This window comes from Aeromonas sp. s11 (genome assembly GCF_040907945.1).
GTDB classification, from domain to species: Bacteria; Pseudomonadota; Gammaproteobacteria; order Enterobacterales; family Aeromonadaceae; genus Aeromonas; species Aeromonas veronii.
Genome location: NZ_JBFOCU010000051.1, coordinates 1 through 21,226 on the forward strand (window position 1 = coordinate 1; position 21,226 = coordinate 21,226).

18 protein-coding genes and 4 tRNA genes are annotated in these 21,226 nt (G+C 60.1%); 11 read left to right on the forward strand and 11 right to left on the reverse strand.

Annotated features, from left to right (window positions below):
• The first annotated feature begins 11 nt into the window (after window positions 1-11).
• The 4 genes from AB5Y84_RS13620 to AB5Y84_RS13635 all read left to right on the forward strand — a co-directional run bounded on the left by AB5Y84_RS13620 (window position 12) and on the right by AB5Y84_RS13635 (window position 372).
• Window positions 12-87: transfer RNA gene (locus tag AB5Y84_RS13620), tRNA-Lys, on the forward strand.
• 17 nt (window positions 88-104) lie between these two features.
• Window positions 105-180, forward strand: a tRNA-Val gene (locus tag AB5Y84_RS13625).
• 24 nt (window positions 181-204) lie between these two features.
• A tRNA-Lys gene (locus AB5Y84_RS13630) sits at window positions 205-280 on the forward strand.
• 16 nt (window positions 281-296) lie between these two features.
• Window positions 297-372, forward strand: a tRNA-Val gene (locus tag AB5Y84_RS13635).
• A 305-nt stretch (window positions 373-677) separates the two neighbouring features.
• Here the strand turns inward: AB5Y84_RS13635 and AB5Y84_RS13640 are convergent.
• Window positions 678-1,991 carry a sodium-dependent transporter gene (locus AB5Y84_RS13640; protein WP_368177166.1) on the reverse strand — a complete coding sequence of 438 codons (1,314 nt, stop codon included), beginning with the start codon at window positions 1,989-1,991 and terminating at the stop codon, window positions 678-680.
• Between the two features lie 431 nt (window positions 1,992-2,422).
• On the opposite strand from AB5Y84_RS13640, the gene AB5Y84_RS13645 reads away from it, so the two are divergent.
• Window positions 2,423-3,142: an ABC transporter substrate-binding protein gene (locus tag AB5Y84_RS13645; RefSeq protein WP_058059681.1), complete on the forward strand. Its 720-nt coding sequence runs from the start codon at window positions 2,423-2,425 to the stop codon at window positions 3,140-3,142.
• 3 nt (window positions 3,143-3,145) lie between these two features.
• Here AB5Y84_RS13645 and AB5Y84_RS13650 read toward each other — a convergent pair whose 3' ends face one another.
• Window positions 3,146-4,459, reverse strand: coding sequence for a sodium-dependent transporter (locus AB5Y84_RS13650; protein WP_368177167.1), 1,314 nt, complete (start codon window positions 4,457-4,459; stop codon window positions 3,146-3,148).
• A gap of 211 nt (window positions 4,460-4,670) precedes the next feature.
• Complete coding sequence (locus AB5Y84_RS13655; protein WP_124928531.1) at window positions 4,671-5,510, reverse strand: isopenicillin N synthase family oxygenase; 840 nt, start codon at window positions 5,508-5,510, stop codon at window positions 4,671-4,673.
• Window positions 5,511-5,717: 207 nt separating this feature from the next.
• Here AB5Y84_RS13655 and AB5Y84_RS13660 point away from each other — a divergent pair, with 207 nt between their 5' ends.
• Entirely contained in the window at window positions 5,718-6,281 is a 564-nt protein-coding gene (locus AB5Y84_RS13660; protein WP_236269543.1) for a DUF2799 domain-containing protein, read from the forward strand.
• 51 nt (window positions 6,282-6,332) lie between these two features.
• On the opposite strand, the gene AB5Y84_RS13665 is transcribed toward AB5Y84_RS13660, so the two are convergent.
• Both AB5Y84_RS13665 and AB5Y84_RS13670 read right to left on the reverse strand, forming a co-directional pair.
• Window positions 6,333-7,151 carry a Cof-type HAD-IIB family hydrolase gene (locus AB5Y84_RS13665; RefSeq protein WP_110303556.1) on the reverse strand — a complete coding sequence of 273 codons (819 nt, stop codon included), beginning with the start codon at window positions 7,149-7,151 and terminating at the stop codon, window positions 6,333-6,335.
• A 110-nt stretch (window positions 7,152-7,261) separates the two neighbouring features.
• Complete coding sequence (locus AB5Y84_RS13670; protein WP_368177168.1) at window positions 7,262-8,491, reverse strand: MFS transporter; 1,230 nt, start codon at window positions 8,489-8,491, stop codon at window positions 7,262-7,264.
• A gap of 106 nt (window positions 8,492-8,597) precedes the next feature.
• On the opposite strand from AB5Y84_RS13670, the gene AB5Y84_RS13675 reads away from it, so the two are divergent.
• Together AB5Y84_RS13675 and AB5Y84_RS13680 are read left to right on the forward strand one after the other, a co-directional pair.
• Window positions 8,598-9,221, forward strand: a complete 624-nt coding sequence (locus AB5Y84_RS13675) for a helix-turn-helix transcriptional regulator (protein ID WP_368177169.1) — start codon at window positions 8,598-8,600, stop codon at window positions 9,219-9,221.
• A gap of 311 nt (window positions 9,222-9,532) precedes the next feature.
• Entirely contained in the window at window positions 9,533-10,009 is a 477-nt protein-coding gene (locus AB5Y84_RS13680) for an Lrp/AsnC family transcriptional regulator (RefSeq protein WP_005304871.1), read from the forward strand.
• A gap of 131 nt (window positions 10,010-10,140) precedes the next feature.
• Here the strand turns inward: AB5Y84_RS13680 and AB5Y84_RS13685 are convergent, their stop codons facing one another.
• Both AB5Y84_RS13685 and AB5Y84_RS13690 read right to left on the reverse strand, forming a co-directional pair.
• On the reverse strand, window positions 10,141-10,458 hold the full coding sequence (locus tag AB5Y84_RS13685) for a hypothetical protein (protein WP_101529649.1): 318 nt from the start codon (window positions 10,456-10,458) through the stop codon (window positions 10,141-10,143).
• 145 nt (window positions 10,459-10,603) lie between these two features.
• On the reverse strand, window positions 10,604-10,831 hold the full coding sequence (locus tag AB5Y84_RS13690; protein WP_040068243.1) for a hypothetical protein: 228 nt from the start codon (window positions 10,829-10,831) through the stop codon (window positions 10,604-10,606).
• Window positions 10,832-11,037: 206 nt separating this feature from the next.
• Here AB5Y84_RS13690 and AB5Y84_RS13695 point away from each other — a divergent pair, with 206 nt between their 5' ends.
• Entirely contained in the window at window positions 11,038-11,493 is a 456-nt protein-coding gene (locus AB5Y84_RS13695; RefSeq protein ID WP_167574215.1) for an NUDIX hydrolase, read from the forward strand.
• Between the two features lie 58 nt (window positions 11,494-11,551).
• On the forward strand, window positions 11,552-12,718 hold the full coding sequence (chrA, locus tag AB5Y84_RS13700) for a chromate efflux transporter (RefSeq protein WP_368177170.1): 1,167 nt from the start codon (window positions 11,552-11,554) through the stop codon (window positions 12,716-12,718).
• Between the two features lie 74 nt (window positions 12,719-12,792).
• Here chrA and msrB read toward each other — a convergent pair whose 3' ends face one another.
• From msrB to malQ, 4 genes are all read right to left on the reverse strand, one after another.
• Window positions 12,793-13,179: a peptide-methionine (R)-S-oxide reductase MsrB gene (gene msrB, locus AB5Y84_RS13705; protein ID WP_368177171.1), complete on the reverse strand. Its 387-nt coding sequence runs from the start codon at window positions 13,177-13,179 to the stop codon at window positions 12,793-12,795.
• Window positions 13,180-13,247: 68 nt separating this feature from the next.
• Window positions 13,248-15,404, reverse strand: coding sequence for a glycogen debranching protein GlgX (glgX, locus tag AB5Y84_RS13710; protein WP_103250917.1), 2,157 nt, complete (start codon window positions 15,402-15,404; stop codon window positions 13,248-13,250).
• Window positions 15,404-17,581: a 1,4-alpha-glucan branching protein GlgB gene (glgB, locus tag AB5Y84_RS13715; RefSeq protein ID WP_167574211.1), complete on the reverse strand. Its 2,178-nt coding sequence runs from the start codon at window positions 17,579-17,581 to the stop codon at window positions 15,404-15,406. Before glgB ends, glgX begins: the two co-directional genes overlap by 1 nt.
• 82 nt (window positions 17,582-17,663) lie before the next feature.
• On the reverse strand, window positions 17,664-19,853 hold the full coding sequence (gene malQ / locus AB5Y84_RS13720) for a 4-alpha-glucanotransferase (RefSeq protein WP_368177172.1): 2,190 nt from the start codon (window positions 19,851-19,853) through the stop codon (window positions 17,664-17,666).
• 348 nt (window positions 19,854-20,201) lie between these two features.
• Between malQ and gap the strand changes: the two genes are divergently transcribed.
• Entirely contained in the window at window positions 20,202-21,197 is a 996-nt protein-coding gene (gene gap / locus AB5Y84_RS13725) for a type I glyceraldehyde-3-phosphate dehydrogenase (protein ID WP_005335708.1), read from the forward strand.
• The last annotated feature ends 29 nt before the right edge of the window (window positions 21,198-21,226 follow it).

Below are 21,226 nucleotides of genomic sequence, written 5' to 3' on the forward strand. Positions count from 1 at the left end.
ATGATTTAGATGGGTCGTTAGCTCAGTCGGTAGAGCAGTTGACTTTTAATCAATTGGTCGCTGGTTCGAATCCAGCACGACCCACCATCATTTCAAGAATCCCAGGTCGTTTAGCTCAGCTGGGAGAGCACCTCCCTTACAAGGAGGGGGTCACTGGTTCGATCCCAGTAACGACCACCAGTTTGTAGAAAAAATGATTTAGATGGGTCGTTAGCTCAGTCGGTAGAGCAGTTGACTTTTAATCAATTGGTCGCTGGTTCGAATCCAGCACGACCCACCATCATTTCAGAATCCCAGGTCGTTTAGCTCAGCTGGGAGAGCACCTCCCTTACAAGGAGGGGGTCACTGGTTCGATCCCAGTAACGACCACCATATTCGCAAGCGAGGCTGAGATATCAGCTGCGGTTGCAGAGAAAGTCCCCACTCAGATGGGGATTTTTTTTGCCCGCAATTCAGTACTCCAGCTTCTTCTGTTGCCGTTGTGGCGAGCCAAGCACCACTTCTTATAGTGCCACTCTGCCACTCCGATCCTTCTTCATCCTGCTCTTCCGAGATTGTTCGACGGCCACTGACTTCACTCCTGTCCATCGTGATGCTGCTTATATGAACGCCTGTTAAAGCAAACGCTAGCAATAAAAAGGGCAGGCCAAAGCCTGCCCGCAAAGATGCGTAAGGTGCTACATGATCCCGCGGATCAGGATCCCGCTGATCAGCAGCGGCGCCACCACGCGCCAGCACCAGAGCAGCGCCAGACGCAGGGCGGGTGACAGGCCTACAGGGAGAATGGCATCACCCAGGCGCCAGCCCAGCAGCAGGGTCAGTACCAGACCAAACAGCGGCATCATCAGGTTGGAGGTCAGATAGTCGAGCAACTCGAAGATGGTCTTGCCAAACAGGGTCAGATCACTCCAGGGGCCGAACGACAGGCTCACCGGAATGCCGGAGGCCATGATGAGCAGAGTCAGTACCCTGCAGGCGCCACGACGCGACCAACCCCACTCCTCGGTAGTGAAGCGCACCAGATGCTCCAGCATGGAGATGGAGGAGGAGAGAGCGGCGACCAGCAGCAACAGGAAGAAGATCACCCCCAGCCCCTGACCGAACGGCAGATGACTGAACACGGCAGGCATGGTCATAAAGGTGAGCCCTGGGCCCGCGGTGGGATCGATGCCGGTGGAGGCCAGCGCCGGGAAGATCATCAAGCCCGCCAGCACCGAGATAAGGCTTGCCAGTGTGACCACCCAGACCCCGGAGCGCAGCACCCCTTCGCTATTGGGCAGGTAGGCGCCATAGGTCGTGTGTACCCCGAGCCCGATGGAGAGGGAGAAGAAGGCCAGTCCCAGCGCGTCCAGCACGCTCTGGCCGGTCAGCATGGAGAAGTCCGGCAGCAGCAGCTGGCGTACACCCGCCATGGAGCCCGGCATGGAGAGGCCAACCCCCACCAGCAGCAGCATCATGATGAAGAGCGCGGGCATCATCCAGCGCAGTGCCCGCTCAACCCCTTTCTGAATACCCCCCTGCACGAACCACCAGGTCAGGCCTGCGAAAATCAGATGGGTCAGCACCGGCCACCAGGGGTTGCTGACATAGCCGTTGAACAGGGCGGTGAGGGCGCTCCCCTCGCTCAGGTTGAGCTTGCCAGCCATCGCCAGCGCGGCGTAACCCACGGTCCAGCCGCCCACCACGCTGTAGAAGCTGTAGATAAAGAAGCCGCAGGCGATCCCCATATACCCCATCCAGCGCCAGTTCGGCCCCACCAGTTTGCGAAAAGCGCCGAGCACCCCGCGCTGGCTATGGCTGCCGAGCAGGGTTTCGCCGACCTGTACCGTTACCCCCAGGGTGAAGCTGAACAACAGAAACACCAGCAGAAAAGCGCCACCGCCATTGGTGGCGGTCACATAGGGAAACTTCCAGATGGCACCAAGGCCAATCGCTGTGCCTGCTGCGGCCAGCACATGACCGAGACGGGAAGACCACTGAACCTGGCTCATACAACCTCCGGGTAACACGACATCGAAGCAATACTCCTGAGTAGCAATAAACGACAGACCATAAAAAAGGCCGCCTGAGGCGACCTTTGCAATGAACATTCAGAAAAACTGTGCGTGCAAGGTCACCTCTCTTGCGAGCTAAAAAATCGACCAAACAGCACGAGGATGGCAGACATGAGGTGGCAACCTGACTAATGAATGAGGAAACAGCCTAAACCATGGAAAGAATAATTGACACATAAAATCAAAATTTTTTATGTGTGCCGCTGTCACCACTCTGGCTATACGTACAACTCAGTGGGGGAAAACCTCGCCGAGCCGCATCTTTTCTACCTTGTGGCTATTTACTGGGCGATAATCGACGTAGCTTCTTCTGGAACTAGTGACCGCTACATGGCGCTGACGGGAACAACGATGAAACAGGATGTCGTATGAGATGGATGGTGCTGCCCTGGTTACTGATCAGCCTGAGTGTGTCGGCGCAGCCCGGATTAACCCTGCTGAGTCACGACTTACCCCCCTTTACCGAATACCGCGATGGCAAGCTCGACGGATTTGCCATTCGCCTGATCGATGAGGTGCAGGAGGAGCTTGGCACCCGTTATCCGGTGCGGATTTACCCGCTCAAGCGGGCGCTGGCGCTGGCACGGGTCGAGCCCGGTTATGGACTGTTCGTGGTACAGCGGCTCCCGGAGCGGGAGTCCCATTTCAAATGGGTTGGCCCGCTCTTTATCAATCGGGTCTTTATCTATCAGGCGCCGGATAGTCGCCATCCGCTGACCTCGCTGGCGCAGCTGCGAGATCTGCCCAGAGTGGGGGTCGTGCTGGGTAATGCCGATGATGTGCGGCTGACCCATGAGGGCTACACCAATCTGGTGCGCTACAAGACGGTCGGGGAGGCGATAGAGCGGCTGATGCTGGGCAAGATCGATGCCTTGCCGATGGCGGAGCTGGTGATGGAGGCCACCCTCGACAAGATGGGGTTATCCCGGCGCAGCATCGTCAGCAGTGGCGTACTGCTCCATCAGGCCGGTCTCTATATCGTCTTCTCCAAGGGAACGGATGATGCCGAGATCACCCGCTGGCAGCATGCCCTGGAGGCCGTCAGAGCCGCACAGGGGCGGGCCGATGAGCCCACCCGCGAAGAGTAACCGTCACACCAGACCGCGAATCAAGATCCCGCCGATCAGCAAGGGGGCAATCCAGCGCCAGCAGTTCATCAGCAAGTGATGCCAGTGGCTGGCAATCCCTTGCGGCAATGCCTTGCGTCCCAGCTTCCAGCCCAGCAGCAGCGTCAGCATCAGGCCGAACAGCGGCATCATCAGGTTGGAGGTGACAAAGTCCAGCAGTTCGAAAATGGTTTTGCCAAACAGGGTGGCGTGTTGCAGCGGGCCAAACGACAGGCTGACCGGAACACCGCTAACCATGACGAATCCAGTGATGGCGCTGCAGGCCGTGCGGCGTGACCAGCCCCAGGTCTCGCACAGGAAGCACTGCAAATGCTCCAGCAGGGAGATGGCCGAGGAGAGCGCCGCAAAGACCAGCAGGGCGAAGAAGATCACCTCAAGCACCTGACCGAAGGGCAGCAGCTGAAACACAGCCGGCATGGTCATAAAGGTGAGACCGGGGCCGGAGGCCGGGTCGATACCGGTCGAGGCCAGCACCGGGAAAATCATCAAGCCCGCCAGTACTGCCACCATACTGGCCAGCAGCACCACCCAGAGGCTGGAGCGACCAACCCCTTCGCTGGTCGGCAGATAGGCACCGTAGGTGGTGTGAATGCCCAGACCGATGGAGAGGGAGAAGAAGGCCAGCCCCATGGCATCGAGCACGCCGGACATCCCCAGCTTGCTGAAGTCGGGCATCAGGAAGTGACGTACTCCCGCCATCGCATTGGGTAGGGTGAGGCCAAAGGCGACCAGCATCAGGATCATCAGGAACAGGGCCGGCATCATCCAGCGCAACGTACGCTCCACCCCTTTCTGAATGCCCCCTTGCACCACCATCCAGGTGAGGGCGGCAAACAGCAGGTGAGTGAGGATTGGCCAGACGTCGCCGCTGACATAGTCATTGAAGTGGGCGGTGAGGGCCGCCGCATCGCCATGGTTGAGCTGGCCTGAGATGGCCATGCCGGTATAACCCAGGGTCCAGCCGCCCACCACGCTGTAGAAGCAGTAGATGAGCAGGGTAGAGATCACCCCCATTACCCCAACCCAGCGCCACTGTTTGCCGAGCAGATCGGAGAAGGCACCCACTACCCCGCGGCGACTCATGCTGCCGAGCAGGGTTTCCCCCATCAGTACCGCCACCCCCAGGGTGAAGCTGAACAGCAGAAAGACCAGCAGGAAGGCGCCGCCGCCGTTGACGGCGGTGACGTAGGGGAATTTCCAGATTGCGCCGATACCGACCGCGGAACCCGCTGCGGCGAGGATGTAGCCGAGTCGGGATGACCATTGGGACTGCTTCATAAGAACTCCAATCGAGCGCCCCTTGGCAGGGGCAGAATGGCGCTCATGTTACGGAGGTCACGGCGCAATCACTACGACGGTTATCAGGCATAAATGCGATTTATTGGCACGATTGGCTAATTTAATTCTGTTTTTTGCCCAATCCTGCCACCAAATAAAAACCGGAGCGAGATTGCTCCGGTTTGGTCTCTGACAACTGCTCGTCGGTGGACTAGATCACCCCCAGCTCCCGCAGCCGCTCCATCAGGTAGCTGTGGGCAGTATGGCGCTCGGAGAGCACCACATCCGGGCGCGGATGGAGGAACAGCGGCAGGGAGATACGCGACTTGGCGGCGCTGCCACCGGTCGGGTTGATGACGCGGTGAGTGGTGGAGGGATAGTAGCCGCGAGAGGCCTCCTGCAGCATGTCGCCGATATTGATGATGAGGGTGCCAAAGTCGCACGGCACGTCCATCCACTCGCCATCGGAGCCCTTCACCTGCAGCCCCGGCTCGTTGGCGGCGGGCAGAATGGTGAGCAGGTTGATATCCTCGTGGGCGGCGGCGCGGATGGCGCCCGGCTCCTCGGTACCATCGAACGGCGGATAGTGCAGCACCCGCAGCAGGGTCTTCTGGCTCTCTTCGATCATCGAGGAGAGGGGGCAGCTGTAGTTGGCGGCGATATCGGCCGGGGTGTACTGCTCCACCCAGCCCAGCAGCTCGGCGGCCAGACCGTTGGCCAGACGATAGTACTCCATCGCCTGCTCTTTCAGCTCTTCCGGCATCTGGCCCCAGGGGTAGATGTGGAAGTACTCCTTGATGTCTTTCTGGCTATGGCCCTTGGCCACCTCGGAGACCGACGGCGGGAAGTAGCCATCCTGGGTTTCGCGGTTGAACAGGAAATCCTGCTTCTGCTCGCTCATGAAGAAGCGATACCAGTTGTCGTAGATGGACTGCACCAGCTCTTTCGGAATGGGGTGGTTGGTCAACACGCCAAAGCCGGTGGTTCGCAGGGATTCGGTGAAGCGTTGGGCCGCATCGGGTGAGCGGTAATCGACGGTCAGGACTTTCATTGTTTTTGTTGCGCGTCAGTTAAAAGATGGCGCAGTTTACCTTGCACCTGATAACAAGGAAAGCGGGTTGGCCACCCCGTCTGGCACGGCGTTGAATAGTGACAAAAACATCAAATAAACCGCACCAGACCGCACGGGAGCGGATCCCTTGTTATGGCCTTTTATCCTCTCTAGAATGCCGCTCACTATCTTTTCCGGAGTCTGTTCATGTCCCCCAAAATCCTGTTGCTGACCCTGCCGGTATTGCTGGCGGGATGCAGTGCCCTGTCAGAAGATGAGTGCCGCACCATGAGCTGGTACAACCTGGGTTATCAGGATGGATCGGAAGGCAAAACCCGTCAGGCGAGCCGCGATTACGTTTCGTCATGCAGCGAATATGGCCTCAAAGTGGATGAAGCCGAGTGGAAACGGGGCTACGACAAGGGGCTGGAGCTCTACTGCATCCCCGAGCTGGCTTACAGCAAGGGCAAGGAGGGGCAGGCTTATCTGGGGGTATGCCCCAATGACGCCAGCTTCCTCAAGCAGTATCAGCGTGGCTACGAAGAGTACAAACTGGCCGCCCGCATGCGGGAGATCAGCGACGAGCTGGAACGTACCGAGCGGGATATCGATACGCTGGAGCGCAGCATCCGCAACGAAACCAACACGGAACAGCGTGACTATTACCGCGCCAAGCGCGATCGGGCCATTCGCCACTACGAATCCCTGCGCCGGGAGTACAACCGTCTGCGTTATCCGGATCGGGTGATCCAGTTTTCCTTCGGCGGTTAATCCCTCTCTTCATGGCCAGCCCGCGTGCTGGCCATGTTGCATCCTGTCAGCTCAGGGCAGTACCCAGCGCTGCAGCGCCAGTGCGATACCATCTTCGTTGTGGTCGGCCGTGACCCGATGGGCATGGCTCTGGATCTGCGGGGCCGCATTGCCCATGGCCACCGCCAGCCCCACCTGCTCGAACATGCTGATGTCGTTGTTGTTGTCCCCAAACGCCACCACCTGCTCCATCGCAATTCCTTCGCTGGCAGCCCACTGGGCAAGCCGGTTGCCCTTGCTGCAACCGGGCTGTACCAGCTCTACCGCATAGGGGGCCGCCCAGTCACGGGTAAAGGGCATCTGCTTGACCACCTCGCCCATAAAGGTGTGCAGGCGTGCCGGATCCTGATTGAACAACTCCAGCTTCCAGACCGGGTTGTCGAGCCAGCCTGCCAGCTCCTCGACCGGGTGGAGGGCGATCTTGAGGTGGTCCGGCTGATTGGCCGACCAGTGGCGGATGCGGGTGACATGCTCTTCGCAGCCGATGTAGCCGATCCCCTCGCTCAGGTGGAACAGGGCGCCCATCTGTTGTGCCTCGACCGCGGCCAGCAGCTCGGTAAGCGGGGCGGCCGCCAGCGGGTCGCCACTTAGGATCCGGTTCTGCACCGGATCATAGAGATAGGCGCCGTTGCTGCAGATGAGGGGCGTATCGAGGGCTAGCTCGTGGTGGAAGGGGCGCGCCGTCATGTAGTGGCGCCCCGTGACCAGCAGCACCTTGATGCCGTGGGCGCGGGCCTGCGCCAGGGCTGCCCGGGTGGCCGACGAGATCTTGTGATCCCGGGTCAGCAGGGTGCCATCCATATCGAGCGCGATGGCCTTGTACTCACTCATAGCTCCTCCAGCATCGAACAAATCCGCAAAGAGCTTTACCGTCCCAGACCCGGCGCCCCGATGCAAGTCTTGCCCGCAGCCGAAGCGCCGAACTGTGATCCCTTCGTGGCTCAGGTGCAGCTGGCCAGCTGTTGACGACGGTCGGCACGGCGACGCAGCAGATAGAAACCGGCGGCACTGGCAAGGGAGCAGAGGGTGGCGAGATAGAAGGGCCACTCGGTACCGGCCAGCAGCACCAGACTGCCGAGCAGCACCGCCAGGATCTCGCTGCCCACGGCGAGGGCTCGGTAGAGCCCCATCGCCTGCCCCTGCTGCTCCGGGTGACTGCGGTTGGAGATCGCCACCGAGGTGGCCAGCTCCCCCAGACTCATGCCGATGCCAGCGGGAACGAAGGTTAGTGCCAGCCCCCACCAGTGCACGGGCAGGATAAAGAGCAGCATGCCGCTCGCCATCACCAGATGGCCGACAATCCCGAGGGTGCTGCCGCGCCAGTGACGGGCGATGCGGGAGCCGAGCCAGGAGCCTGCCATCATGGGCAGGCTCACCAGCACCGCCGCCTGCGCCAGCTGGGCCGGATCCCAGGCCAGCCTCTCCACCAGCCAGATATTGAAGTAGGTGAAATAGAGCTGCACGGCGCCATAACTGATCAGGGTAAGTGCGAAGTAGGGCAGCAGGGCCGGTTGCAGCAACAGCTGGCGGCTGGAGAGGGTCGGGGCCTGCCGGGTGGCCGCCACCGGAGGACGATAGGGGATCAGCCAGTAGACCAGCAGCAGGTTGAGCAGGGTCATTCCTACCGCCAGCCAGGCGGCCAGACTGTAATCCCCCGAGATCACCGCGGCGTAGCCACCGATCATCGGCCCCACGACCCAGCCCAGATTCATGCCGATGTTGATCCAGGCGAAGCTGCGGGCCTTGTGCTCCTTGCCGGCGAGATCCGCCGCCATCGCCTGCACGATGGCGATGTTGCCGTTGCACAGCCCCTCCACAATCCGGCTGAGCAGCAACAGGGGGAGTGAGCGCCAGGCGATACCGAGTGCCATCAGGGCATAGCCTGCCAGTACCCCCGCCAGCGAGAGCAACAGCAGTGGCTTGCGGCCATAGCGGTCGGAGAGGCGCCCGAGCCAGGGGCTGCCCACCAGCTGGAACAGGGGATAAAGCCCCATGATGACCCCCAGCCACACTTTGCGGCTCCAGTCGGAGGCTTCCGGCGTCAGCATGCCGTGGGCCGGATCCAGCAGCAAGGGTGCCAATACCGGGGAGGGGAGACTGAAGCCTGCAACTGCCAGCGTGACCGTCATGACCAGCACCCAGAGGGGATTTTTGTGCCCGTGTTTCTCCATGTTGCCCCCATTAAATAAAGTTATTGGTTTATTTATGCTGATTCATAGACGGGGTTAAGTAAAGTGAATTATTGATTTAATAAAGGGTGCTCCCCATAATGAGATCATGAACGCAAGCACCGACAAGATCCTGTTTCTGCTCAAGAGCCATGGCCCGCAGAGCGCCGCCGCGCTGGGGGAGCAGTTGCAGATGACCTCCATGGGCGCCCGCCAGCACCTGCTCACGCTGGAGCAGGAGGGGTGGGTCACATTCAGCGACGAGGCGCGCGGGCGCGGTCGTCCCGTGCGGCTGTGGCAGCTCACCGAGCAGGCCTGGCAGCGCTTCCCCGATACCCATAGCGACCTGACCGTGCAACTGATCGACAACGTGCGCGAGCTGTTTGGCGAGGAGGGGATGGAACGGCTGATCCAGCAGCGGGAGCAGCAGATGCTTGCTCGCTATCAGGAGGCGCTGGGGTCCCATGGCCTCTCTGGTCGGTTGGCGGCGCTCAAGGAGCTGCGTACTCGCGAGGGCTATATGGCGGAAATCCGCTGTGAGGAGGATGGCAGTTGGCTGCTGTGGGAGAGCCACTGCCCCATCTGTGCGGCGGCGCGCACCTGCCGTGGTTTCTGTCGCAGCGAGCTGGCGCTGTTTCGCCAGCTGCTGGCGCCGGCGACGGTGGAGCGGGAGCAATATCTGCTGGAGGGGGCGCATCGCTGCCTCTATCGCATCACGCCGCCCGCGCTCTGATTGCGCCAAACGCCCAAAAACAACAAAGCAGGCGCCGGGATGCCTGCTTTGTTGCCTTCGGGGAGGGGGTTCTCTCGTTCCAGCCCGTCGTTTCTCGATAAGGTAAGACGGCTGATGGGGCTCTTGACCCGGTAAGGTCCTTCACCGCAGAGACCCGGTCAGGTATCTGCTTTGCCACCGGAAGATGTAACCATAGTATCCCTCCCGTGCCGGTGAGTGGTTGCAAAGTAACCACTTATTTCGGTTGTTTTTGCAATAGTTCACCCTTAATCTAGGAAAAGTGGATTAGTCATTGCAACGAGGAAGGGTAAATGCTGAAACTTGATCGCATAGACAGACATATTCTCGAGCTGATGCAGGAGAATGGCCGCATCAGCAATCTGGAACTGGCCGAGCTGGTCGGGCTCTCACCGTCCCCCTGCTCCCGCCGGGTCAAGGCGCTGGAGGATGCCGGCCTCATCGACACCCACGTTACTCTGCTCAACGCCCGCCAGCTTGGCCTCACCCTCACCGCCTACATTCACATCTCCATGGACAGACACACGCCCGAGCGGTTCGAAAACTTCGATCGCGCCATCAGCGAGTTGCCCGAAGTGCTGGAGTGTGACCTCATCACCGGCAACGATGCCGACTACCAGCTCAAGGTGGTGGTGCGCGACATGGAGCACTATCAGCACTTCCTGCTGGACAAGCTGACCCATATTCCGGGGGTGACCGGGGTGCGCTCCAGCTTCGTGCTGCGCCGCATCAAGCACAAGACGGCGCTGCCGCTCAACCATCTGGGTTGAGGCTGCGCAAACCGCTTAATAGAAACAGAAAGAGGAGGCCACTGGCCTCCTCTTTTGCTATTCGCTCTTGGTTATTCGGTAGTGGTTATCGGTCTGGATTAGCTGTCGCGGTGACGGGGCGACTGCCGCTGTCAGACGCTGACCTGGCTGATGTCTTCCACCTGCAGCAGCCAGCCGCTCAGCTCCTGCTGCGGTTCGCCGCTAACTCGCAGCCGCTCGCCGGTCGGCACCCACTGCCCCTCGGGCAGGGAGACCAACAGGCTCTCGCTGCCGTTGTCGAACAGCCAGCGATCTTCGCCAAGCGATTCAATCAGATAACCTTCCATCTCCACTCTGGACTCGGCTTGCCAGGATGGCGCAACGGAATCACGGCTCTCGATGAAATCCCCCTGAACACCAAAACTGGCTAGCCCCCACAGAATGGAGAGCCCGACGATGGATGTTTGCATCTTGTCTCTCCTCTTTTGGAACTGTAGGGCCAGTATGGGAACAGAAAACTGAGCGCACCATGAACAAGGTGGCAAAGTGCTGGCGAGATCGCGAAAAAATCCGGTCAATTGGCCGGCAGTGTCATTTTATGGTGCCTGGATCACACTATTTGGCGGCTTCTTCTGCCATCCGTTCAGCTCTTGGCTTATTCGTCCACATGGCTACCCCGCGATGATCCCCACAGATCCCCTCTGCCACCACGGCGCGAACCCGGGTGCCATCTTTGCAAATGGCCTGCCAGGCGTCGGCATCATCGATGGCGAGCGAGTTGGGGGACGGCGTGGTTTGGCAAGCCGTGAGCAGCAGAGCGCACAGGGGGAGCAATTTTTTCATGGCGGACTCCTCGGGGTGATGGGGGACTGAGAGGATTGGGATGACCTCTCCATCCGGGCTTCACTCCCCAGCATCAGTGATAACCGGTTAAGGGGCAAGGGGAGGTGCCACCGACAGGCGCAGGTGCCGTGCAGCCGGGGCTTGCCCTGTGCCCTCCTTGGGCCTAAGGTGGGGCCGTTTTACTGCCTGATTGAAGGAGCGTTTTCATGTCCACTCTCTATCCCCGTGTCGGGGTCGGCGTCATCCTGACCAACGCCCAAGACCAGGTGCTGCTTGGCAAACGCAAAGGGAGCCATGCCCCCTACTGGTCGATCCCGGGTGGTCATCTGGAGTTGGGGGAGAGCTTCGAGTCGGCGGCGATCCGCGAGGTGGCCGAGGAGACCGGACTTGAGATCCACGGGCCCGAGGTGGTAGCGGTGACCAACAATCTGGAGACCTGGCGCGAGAGCGGGCTGCACTATATCTCGGTGACGCTGCATGCCCGGGCCGATGGCGAACCGCAGCTGCTGGAGCCGGAGAAGTGCGAAGGCTGGGTCTGGTGCGATCCGCGCGAGTTGCCCGAGCCCCATTTCGACGCCAGCCGTCAGTCCATCGCCTGCTGGCTGGCGGGACGCTGCTATCTGCCGGGTGATGTGCCAATGGTGTCGGCCGAATCAGCCTGATTGTCATAAAACGATCATCGCGCTGTCATAATATCCCCTCTCCATCGGGAGAAGAGAGATGAGGGAGAAGAGCGTGGGACAGGTATTTATTCAGTTTTTATGGCTGGGATGCATCAGTTTTGGTGGTCCGGCCGCTCATATCGGTTATTTCCAGCGCGCCTTCGTCCAGCGGCTCGGTTGGCTCACACAGGCCGAATTTGCCCGCTTGCTGGCGCTGTGCCAGCTGCTGCCGGGACCCGCCTCCAGCCAGCTTGGTTTCGCCATCGGTCGTCATCGCGCCGGTCTGGGTGGGGCGCTCTCTGCTTTTGTTGGCTTCACGCTTCCCTCATTTCTTCTGCTACTGGCGGCTGCGATCGGTATCGGTCAGCTGGGCAGCAATCTGTGGCTTGATGCGGCGCTGCACGGCCTCAAGCTGTTGGCGCTCATCGTGGTGGCCGATGCAGTGCTCACCATGAGTCGTCAGTTCTGTGCCACTGGAATGACCCAGGGGATCATGGTGGTGACCGCTGCTGCACTCTGGTGGCAGCCCGGTCTGCTGACTCAACTGTTGATGCTGGCGGGAGCGGCGCTGATCTGCGCCCGCAGCCAGTGCGGGGCGGGTAGTCGCCCTGCCTCCGCCGAGTTGCCTTCTGCCGCCAGCAGTCAGCCTCATTGGCCGACCCTGTTGCTGTTTGGCATCCTTTTTATCGGCCTGCCGCTGCTCGGCAGCCCGCTTGGCCAGCTGGTTGCTGACTTCTATCGCGCCGGCAGTCTGGTGTTTGGCGGTGGCCATGTGGTGCTGCCGCTGCTGCAAGAGAGCGTGGGCCACACTCTCAACGAGCAGCAGTTTCTGACCGGTTACAGTCTGGCGCAGTTGGTGCCGGGCCCCATGTTTACCCTTGCCACCTATCTTGGTGCCCAGTTGTTGCCAGGGACGCCACTGCTCGGTGCAGTGTCGGCGACCCTGGCGCTCTTTGCGCCCGGCTTTCTGCTGCTCTGGGCGGTGGGCCCCTGCTGGCAACAGTGGCTGGCCCGGCCCCGTCTGGCGGGGGCCGTCACTGGTATCAACGCCGCCGTAGTGGGCTTGTTGCTGGCGGCCCTCTATCAGCCGGTGTGGCAGAACGCGGTGCTGGCGCCGACCGATCTGGCGCTGGCGGCCATAGGCTTTTATCTGCTGCGGGTGGTGAAGTTGCCGGTGCCGGCCATCGCTGCACTGCTGGTGATGGCCGCCATCCTGCTGGCGTGAATGCGTTGAAATCCCGATAAAAAAACGGCGCCTCCATAACGGAGGCGCCGTTTTTATTGCAATGGGTAAGCCGCTTAAGCGTCGGGATCGAAATCCAGACTCAGGCTGTTGACGCAGTAGCGCTGGCCAGTCTCGGTCGGTCCATCGGGGAAGACGTGACCAAGGTGAGAGCCGCACTGGCGGCAGGTGAGCTCCACCCGCTTCATGCCGTGGCTGTTGTCCTCGGTGTACTCCACCGTCCCCTCGATGGCCTTGTCGAACGAGGGCCAGCCGCAGCCGGAATCAAACTTGGCTCCTGAGTGAAACAGCACGCTCTTGCAGCAGACACAGAGGTAGTCGCCGCTCTTGCGATTGTGGAGCAGGGCGCCGCTGTAGGGGCGCTCTGTGCCCTTCTCCCAGCAGACGTGAAACTGCTCGGGGGTCAGTTTGCTGCGCCACTGTTCCGGATTGTTACTGCTCATACCGACTCCTTGCCATCCATACCGGAGCCCAGCATAGCGGCTCCGTAAAGCTGACTCCAGCATGCCTCTTATGCTTTGCCTGTATCTGTGATCGAGGTGGCAACCATCTCCTCACCGGATGCAGGGAGAATTTCCTGCTGCGGTGGCTGGGCATCCTCCGCCGTGCTGGCCAGCGCCACCCGCTCCAGCAGTTTGAGGGAGTGGGCCCGGCCGACCGCCACCTGCCGTTTGATGTCATCGGGCAGAAAGGGCAGCCCATCGTTGGTGGCGGTGTCGATGGTCTGGATCCACTCCAGCCCTTCCCCCGGAGGCGGCAGGCGGAACTGGATATCGTAGTCGCTGGCGTTGAACAGCACGTACCAGCGCTCGCCGACACAGTTGATCATGCCGATATCCATGGCGAACGCCTGCCCCATGGGGGCGTGCCAATCCTGATCGGTGAGCTGGTGGCCGTCCGGGTGATACCAGTTGACCTGATGGCAGCTGGACGGGGTGCCATTCCAGCTGTCGTCGCTCAGCTGCAGGTTGGAGAAGACGCAGGACTCCGCCCGCAGCGCCATCATCTGCTGTGTGAAGGCGAACAGCCGCTCATCCTCCGGTCGCCACTGCCAGTTGACCCAGCTGATCTGGTTGTCCTGACAGTAGGCGTTGTTGTTGCCAAGCTGGCTGCGGCCCATCTCGTCGCCGGCGAGGAAGTGGGGAGTACCTTGGGAGAGCAGCAGGGTGGCAATCAGATTGCGCTTCTGCTGCTGGCGCAGGCTGTTGACCCGCGGATCCAGGGTCGGCCCCTCTACCCCGTGGTTATAGGAGAGGTTGTTGCCGTGGCCGTCCCGATTGTCTTCACCGTTGGCCTGATTGTGGCGCTGGTTGTAGGAGACCAGATCCTCCAGGGTGAAACCGTCGTGATAGCAGAGGTAGTTGACGCTGGTGTGGGGGGAGCGCCAGTTCTTCGGGAAGATATCCCGCGAACCCACCAGACGGGTGGCAAAGTCCCCCATCTTGCCCGCATCACCGCGCCAGAAGGCGCGCACCGTATCGCGATAGCGGTCATTGATCTCCTGCCACTGGCTCGGGAATTGACCCAGCCGGTAGCCGAAGGGGCCGATATCCCAGGGTTCGGCGATGAGCTTGACCTGTGACAGCACAGGGTCGGCCATCACGGCCTTGAAGAAGGCGCCCATGGGCTCGAACTCTCCCGCTTCCCGCGCCAGCGTCACCGCCAGATCGAAACGGAAGCCGTCCACCTGCATCTCGGTGACCCAGTAACGCAGAGCATCGAGCACCAGTCGCAGGGTGTTGGGGTGATCCAGATTGACGCTGTTGCCACAGCCGGTCACGTTGGCGTGACGGGTGTAGTCCGGGCCGTGGGGGCCTGCTTCGAAGGCGTAGTAACCGGCGTTGTCAAAGCCCTTGAACGAGAGGGTAGGGCCGTCGAAGCCAGAGGCGGCAGTGTGGTTGTAGACCACATCCAGGATCACCTCGAGCCCGGCCCGGTGCAGCTCGCGCACCATGGTCTTGAACTCGGTCACTGCCTCGTCGGCCCTGGTGCTGTAACGCGGCTCCGGGGCGAAGAAGGCGATGGGGTTGTAGCCCCAGTAGTTGGTCAGTCCCAGCTGTTCCAGTCGCGGTTCCGACATGAAGGCGGCCACCGGCATCAGCTGCACCGAGGTGATGCCGAGACTCTTCATGTGTTCGATAACCAGCGGGTGACTGATGCCAAGGTAGGTGCCCTGCAGCGCTTTGGGGATCCCCGGGTGCTGCTTGGTAAAGCCTTTGACGTGGGTCTCGTAGATAATGGTGCGGGCCGGACTGATCCCGGGTTTGCCAACCCCTTGCCAGTCAAAACGGTCATCCACTACCACCGACTTGGCTATCATCCCGGCACTGTCCCCCTGATAGAGGGCTTCATCCCAATAGGTGGGACGGCTGAGTGCCCTGGCGTAGGGGTCAATCAGCAGTTTTTGCGGATCGAACAGCATCCCCTCCTGCGGGGTGCCATAGACCCGATAGCCGTAGCGCTGACCGGCCTTTACACCGCGCACGTAGCCAAAGCGATACTGGCCACGGCGGCCGGGCAACTCCAGCCGCATCAGCTCCTGCTCCTGCTCGTCGTACAGGCAGATCTCCACCTTGTCCGACTGGGGGGCCCAGACGCAGAAGTGGCAACCGTTCTCGTCAAGGCGGGCCCCCAGCGGGTGGCCCACCCCTTTTTCCATTACAAGCATCAAGACTCCTGTTTGATAAACAAGGTCGCCAGCGGCGGCAGATCCAGCACTATGCTGTGTGCCATCCCCTGCCAGGGGGTCGGCTCGGCAGCGAATACCAGACCTACATCATAGTTACTACCCCAGTAATACTCGCTGTCGGTGTTGAGCACCACCCGATAGTGGCCCGCAGCTGGGACGCCGATCCGATATTCGAGACGGGGCACCGGGGTGAAGTTGCAAGCCACCACAATAGCCTGCTTGCCCTCTTTGTCCGCCCGCAGCCAGGCAAAGATGCTGTTGTCGGCATCGTTGTGATCCAGCCAGCGGAAGCCGGTCTGCTCATAATCGGCCTGATACAAGGCAGGCTCATGACGGTAGAGGTGGTTGAGATCGTGGATCAGCCGTTGCTGACCGGCATGCTTGGGATATTGCAGCAGATGCCACGGCAGCTGGGCATCGTGGTTCCACTCGTTGCTCTGGGCGATCTCGGTGCCCATGAAATTGAGCTTCTTGCCCGGATGGGCGTACATGAAGCCCATGTAGGCCCGCAGGTTGGCGGCTTGCTGCCACTCGTCGCCCGGCATCTTGTAGAGCATGGAGTGCTTGCCGTGTACCACCTCGTCGTGGGAGAGCGACAGGATGAAGTTCTCGTCATAGTGGTAAACCATGGAGAAGGTCATGTCGTTGTGGTGGTAGCGACGGTGGATCGGCTCTTTCTGCATATAGGTGAGGGTGTCGTGCATCCAGCCCATATTCCACTTGAAACCAAAACCCAGGCCGCCGAGGAAGGTGGGGCGGGAGACCCCGGCAAAGGCGGTGGACTCTTCGGCTATGGTCATGGCGTGGGGATACTTGCCGTAGACCTCCTCGTTGGTCCACTTGAGCAGGCTGATCGCCTCGTAGTTGTGGTTGCCGCCATCGACGTTCGGTACCCACTCACCGGCGTTGCGGGAGTAGTCCAGATAGAGCATGGAGGCGACCGCATCCACCCGCAGGCCGTCGATGTGGAACTTGTCGAGCCAGAACAGGGCGCTCGCCACCAGGAACTGGCGCACTGTGTCGCGGCCGAAGTCGTAGATGTAGGAGTTCCAGTCCGGGTGCCAGCCACGGCGCGGATCCTCGTACTCGTAGAGCGGGGTGCCATCGAAGCGGGCCAGCCCGTGGGCATCAGACGGGAAGTGGGCGGGCACCCAGTCCAGAATGATGCCGATCCCGGCCTGGTGGCACTGGTCGACGAAGTATTTGAAATCATCTGCGGAGCCGTAGCGGCTGGTGGGGGAGAACATGCCCACCGGCTGGTAGCCCCAGGAGCCGCTGAAGGGGTGCTCGGAGACCGGCAGCAGCTCGATGTGGGTGTACTCCATCTCCTTGACGTAGGCGACCAGCTCCACTGCCAGCTCGCGCCAGCTCAGGCTGTCGCCGTTGGGGTGGCGCTTCCAGGAGCCGACGTGCAGCTCATAGATGGATAGGGGTTGCTCACGCTTGTCGTTGTGCTGGCTGGCAATCCACTCGGCATCCTGCCACTGGTACTGGGCGTGGTCATAGACCACGGAGGCGAACGACGGATACTGCTCGCAGTAGAAACCGACCGGATCGCTCTTGTGGGGCAGCCGGTTGCCCATGGGATCCTTGAGCTCGAACTTGTAGCGATCCCCGGCCTTGAGGCCCGGCACAAACAGCACCCAGTGACCGCAGAGGCTGCGCTGCATCGGGTGGCGGCGGCCATCCCAGAAGTTGAAATCGCCGATGAGGCTCACGGCGGTGGCGCTCGGTGCATAGACCGCAAAACGCACCCCTTCCACCTGCTGGCCAAGATGCTCCACGGTGCGCAGCTGGGCGCCAAGGGTGTGGTAGAGATTTTCCGGCTGGGCGGTCAGTTCGGCCAGGCCTGCCCAGGCGGCATCCTGAAACTGATAGGGGTCGATGACCTCGGTGGTGGCATCTTGGTAGCTGGCGATCAGCTGATAGGGGAAGGAGTTTTTGCGGCGGGTGAAAACAGTTTCAAAAAGACCCGATTCATCGGTGGGCGCCAGGGTGGCAACGACTTTGCCCGACTTGAGATCTTTGACGCGAACTTCGAGGGCATCAGGCAACCAGGCGGTCAGTTTGAGGCCGGGCCCATCCGGATTGGCCTGCAGGCCTAAGTGAGAGAAGGGATCGGAACAGCGGGCAGCAACCAAACGTTCAACGAGCATCGAGATTTCCTTTCATGACAGAGCATCCACTCCGGCCGAAGCCGGAGTGGATTTAGGTGAGAACGCTGTGGGAGACAGCGTCTCAACGACTGGCCTCATCACGGGCTTGGCTCATCTTGCCAGCCAGTGCCTTGAGTGCCTCATTGGCAAAAATATCTTCCAGATCAGCGGAAAGCTTGCGGCGCCAGTTGGGGTATTCGTAACTGGTTCCCGGTACGTTGACCGGCTTGTCCATCTCCAGCCAGTCTTCCAGCTGGGTACTGAACAGGGCGCAGCTGCCGCGGGACATGTGGATCTGCAGACCGTGGTTGAGTTCGGTGTTCATGCCGACCCAGTTCACGTCATGACTGATGTTGTCAGAGATGACCTTGTGGGCATGCAAGCTGTCGATGATCCGCTGTTTGGCCTGGTGACGATCAGCATACAGAGTCTTCAAAACATCTTCATCCGGATACAGACCCAGTTGACGGCCGAGCGCCAAATCGTCGCAATGCCAGAAGCCCTTGAGGGTCGGCATGTCGTGAGTGGTCAGGGCCGACATCGCCTGCTCGGTGTAGTGCGCCGGGGAGATAAAGCCGCCATCTTCCTTGGAGCGCTCGAAGAAGAACACCTTGTAGGAGTGAACGCCGTTCTCTTTCAGGGTCACGTCGATCCCCTCCGGTACGGTACCCAGGTCCTCGCCGATCAGCAGGCACTGATTACGGTGGGATTCGAGGGCCAGAATGCCCAGCAGATCGTTGACCGGATAGTAGATGTAGGCGCCCTTGGCGGCGGACGCTCCGGGCGGTACCCACCACAGGCGCAGCAAGGCCATCACGTGGTCGATGCGCAGTGCGCCGCAGGAGCGCATGTTTGCACGGAACAAGTCCACCATCGGCTGGTAGGCCGCTTCGAACAGCTTGTTCGGGTTCATCGGGGGCAGGCCCCAGTTCTGACCGAGCGGGCCGAGGATATCGGGCGGCGCACCGACCGAGGCTTTCGGGCAGTAGAGATCCTGGTTGGCCCAGATCTCGGTGGAGCCTTCGGAGACGCCAACTGCCAGATCCCGGTAGATCCCCATCACCATGCCGGCAGCCTTGGCACGGGCATCGGCTTGCGCCAATTGCTCATCAGCCAGGAACTGCAGATAGAGGTAGAAGTTGACATCTTGCGGGTGCTCAGCCATCCAGGCAGCAACTGCAGGGTTGTGGTAATCGCGCAGCTCCTGCGGCCATACCGGCCAGCCCCAGGCATTTTCGCCTTTGGCATAGAAGTGGGCCTGCAGGGCATCAAATGCTGCCTGCTGTTGCAGGCTGTCGCCACCGGCGGCCACGAAGGCATCAAAGGCGGCCTGACGCTCGGTGCTCAGGGTGGCTTCGTCGAACACCTGACGCAGCATGCCGAGTTTGGTCTGGATCACGCCGGTATAATCGACGTTCTCTTTGGCGCGCAGATCGGCCAGATGTTGCTGGAAGGCAGGACTTGCCACTTCCGCCTTCAGGCCATCGCTCTGCTGGAATTCGGGCACCGCTTCCACATTGATATAGGCCACGTTGAGCCAGCGACGGGAAGAGGGGCTGTATGGACTGGCGCTCTCCGGATTGGCCGGATAGAGGGCGTGGATAGGGTTGAGGCCGACGAAGTGGGCACCCCAGGCGGCTGCTTTCTCAACCAGCTGGCCCAGATCGCTGAAATCACCGATACCCCAGTTGTGGCGGCTGCGCAGGCAGTAGAGCTGCACGCTCGGGCCCCATACCTTGCGGCCATCGGCAATCGGCGCCTGCTTGTAGCAGGCCTTGGGGGCAACGATGAGGCGCATGGTGGCCAGCGGCTCGTCATTACCCTCTTCCAGCAGCACCAGCTGGTGATAACCCAACTCCGGGGCCATATCTAGCGTGACACGATAGGCCTGGCACTCCATCTCTTCAAATTCGGCCACGCCGACCAGCTCACCCTCGATGGGGGTGAATTGACCGGACAGCACTGCACCCTGCTCCTGCTGAAGCTGCCAGGTGAGGGCGTCGTTGACGAATTCGATGGGGAGGCGAACCTCAAGGGTAACGGCGTCGCCAGTGCGAACCACCATCACAGGATCCAGCGCCCGCAGCCAGTGCTGGCGATGCTCCTCTTCCAGTTGCTGCACCAGTGCGGCCTCGTCATCGACGCGGTAGCCCATGGCGCCCAGCATGGCGGCCTTGCTCTCTTCTGATACCTGGGCCGGGTGGCCCCAGGCATCGACATACTCGCTGGCGATACCTTTTGCGGCAGCCAGCTGTTCAATCAGGGTGGTCATAGTTTGAGAATTCCCGCTGTGGATTCTATCTATACTATTTTGTTTGATTTTTATGGGGTGGTACTTGAACAGTGGCTCTATGGGCCATGCTAAACCGCGCACATTTTTACATATCTCTGTGAATGGTTGTGTGACCGAGTAGGCACTATTGTTGATATCTGCGCGATGCCACGATCTGGCACTTTTTTCGTCAAAACGTGGTAATCAGTTACATAAACAGAAAATTAATTTCACAGTTTTTCATGATATAGCGCAATTTCAGACAGAATGTTGGTTGACTCACCGGAGAGTTCTAGTAAATTTACAAGCGGAATTTTCTTTGACTACTGAACAGTTAGGTAACTAAATATGACTATCAAAGTAGGTATTAACGGTTTTGGCCGTATCGGTCGTTTCGTATTCCGTCTGGCTTGCGAGCGTGCAGACATCGAAGTTGTTGGTATCAACGACCTGATCGATGTTGACTACATGGCTTACATGCTGAAGTACGATTCAACTCACGGTCGTTTCAACGGTACCGTTGAAGTTAAAGACGGCAACCTGGTTGTAAACGGCAAAACCGTACGTGTTACCGCTGAGCGTGACCCGGCCAACCTGAAGTGGGGCGAAATCGGTGTTGACGTTGTTGCTGAAGCTACCGGTCTGTTCCTGACCGACGAGACTGCTCGTAAGCACATCGCTGCTGGTGCCAAGAAAGTTGTTCTGACTGGCCCGTCCAAAGACGCTACCCCGATGTTCGTAATGGGTGTTAACGACTCTACCTACGCTGGCCAGGACATCGTTTCCAACGCTTCCTGCACCACCAACTGCCTGGCACCGATCGCCAAGGTTCTGAACGATACCTTCGGTATCGAGTCTGGCCTGATGACCACCGTTCACGCTACCACTGCTACCCAGAAGACCGTTGATGGTCCGTCTGCCAAAGACTGGCGCGGTGGCCGCGGTGCGGCTCAGAACATCATCCCGTCCTCTACCGGTGCTGCCAAAGCTGTTGGCGTAGTTATTCCGGAACTGAAAGGCCTGCTGACCGGTATGGCTTTCCGTGTTCCGACTCCGGACGTGTCTGTTGTTGACCTGACCGTTAACCTGAAGAAAGCTGCCACCTACGCAGAAATCTGCGAAGCGATGAAAGCTGCTTCCGAAGGCGCTATGAAAGGCGTTCTGGGCTACACCGAAGACGAAGTTGTATCTACCGACTTCCTGGGTGAGCGTCAGACCTCCGTATTCGACGCCAAGGCTGGTATCCAGCTGAACGACAAATTCGTTAAAGTTGTATCCTGGTACGACAACGAAATGGGCTACTCCAGCAAAGTTCTGGACCTGATCGCTCACATCTCCAAGTAATTTGGGATGCGCAATCGCGTAGCTTGAAA

What these genes read in the sequence shown, in the direction of transcription:
- AB5Y84_RS13640 (WP_368177166.1), bottom strand. Translation starts at nt 1,991, where the DNA reads ATGAGCCAGGTTCAGTGGTCTTCCCGTCTCGGTCATGTGCTGGCCGCA.
- AB5Y84_RS13645 (WP_058059681.1), top strand. Translation starts at nt 2,423, where the DNA reads ATGAGATGGATGGTGCTGCCCTGGTTACTGATCAGCCTGAGTGTGTCG.
- AB5Y84_RS13650 (WP_368177167.1), bottom strand. Translation starts at nt 4,459, where the DNA reads ATGAAGCAGTCCCAATGGTCATCCCGACTCGGCTACATCCTCGCCGCA.
- AB5Y84_RS13655 (WP_124928531.1), bottom strand. Translation starts at nt 5,510, where the DNA reads ATGAAAGTCCTGACCGTCGATTACCGCTCACCCGATGCGGCCCAACGC.
- AB5Y84_RS13660 (WP_236269543.1), top strand. Translation starts at nt 5,718, where the DNA reads ATGTCCCCCAAAATCCTGTTGCTGACCCTGCCGGTATTGCTGGCGGGA.
- AB5Y84_RS13665 (WP_110303556.1), bottom strand. Translation starts at nt 7,151, where the DNA reads ATGAGTGAGTACAAGGCCATCGCGCTCGATATGGATGGCACCCTGCTG.
- AB5Y84_RS13670 (WP_368177168.1), bottom strand. Translation starts at nt 8,491, where the DNA reads ATGGAGAAACACGGGCACAAAAATCCCCTCTGGGTGCTGGTCATGACG.
- AB5Y84_RS13675 (WP_368177169.1), top strand. Translation starts at nt 8,598, where the DNA reads ATGAACGCAAGCACCGACAAGATCCTGTTTCTGCTCAAGAGCCATGGC.
- AB5Y84_RS13680 (WP_005304871.1), top strand. Translation starts at nt 9,533, where the DNA reads ATGCTGAAACTTGATCGCATAGACAGACATATTCTCGAGCTGATGCAG.
- AB5Y84_RS13685 (WP_101529649.1), bottom strand. Translation starts at nt 10,458, where the DNA reads ATGCAAACATCCATCGTCGGGCTCTCCATTCTGTGGGGGCTAGCCAGT.
- AB5Y84_RS13690 (WP_040068243.1), bottom strand. Translation starts at nt 10,831, where the DNA reads ATGAAAAAATTGCTCCCCCTGTGCGCTCTGCTGCTCACGGCTTGCCAA.
- AB5Y84_RS13695 (WP_167574215.1), top strand. Translation starts at nt 11,038, where the DNA reads ATGTCCACTCTCTATCCCCGTGTCGGGGTCGGCGTCATCCTGACCAAC.
- chrA (WP_368177170.1), top strand. Translation starts at nt 11,552, where the DNA reads ATGAGGGAGAAGAGCGTGGGACAGGTATTTATTCAGTTTTTATGGCTG.
- msrB (WP_368177171.1), bottom strand. Translation starts at nt 13,179, where the DNA reads ATGAGCAGTAACAATCCGGAACAGTGGCGCAGCAAACTGACCCCCGAG.
- glgX (WP_103250917.1), bottom strand. Translation starts at nt 15,404, where the DNA reads ATGCTTGTAATGGAAAAAGGGGTGGGCCACCCGCTGGGGGCCCGCCTT.
- glgB (WP_167574211.1), bottom strand. Translation starts at nt 17,581, where the DNA reads ATGCTCGTTGAACGTTTGGTTGCTGCCCGCTGTTCCGATCCCTTCTCT.
- malQ (WP_368177172.1), bottom strand. Translation starts at nt 19,853, where the DNA reads ATGACCACCCTGATTGAACAGCTGGCTGCCGCAAAAGGTATCGCCAGC.
- gap (WP_005335708.1), top strand. Translation starts at nt 20,202, where the DNA reads ATGACTATCAAAGTAGGTATTAACGGTTTTGGCCGTATCGGTCGTTTC.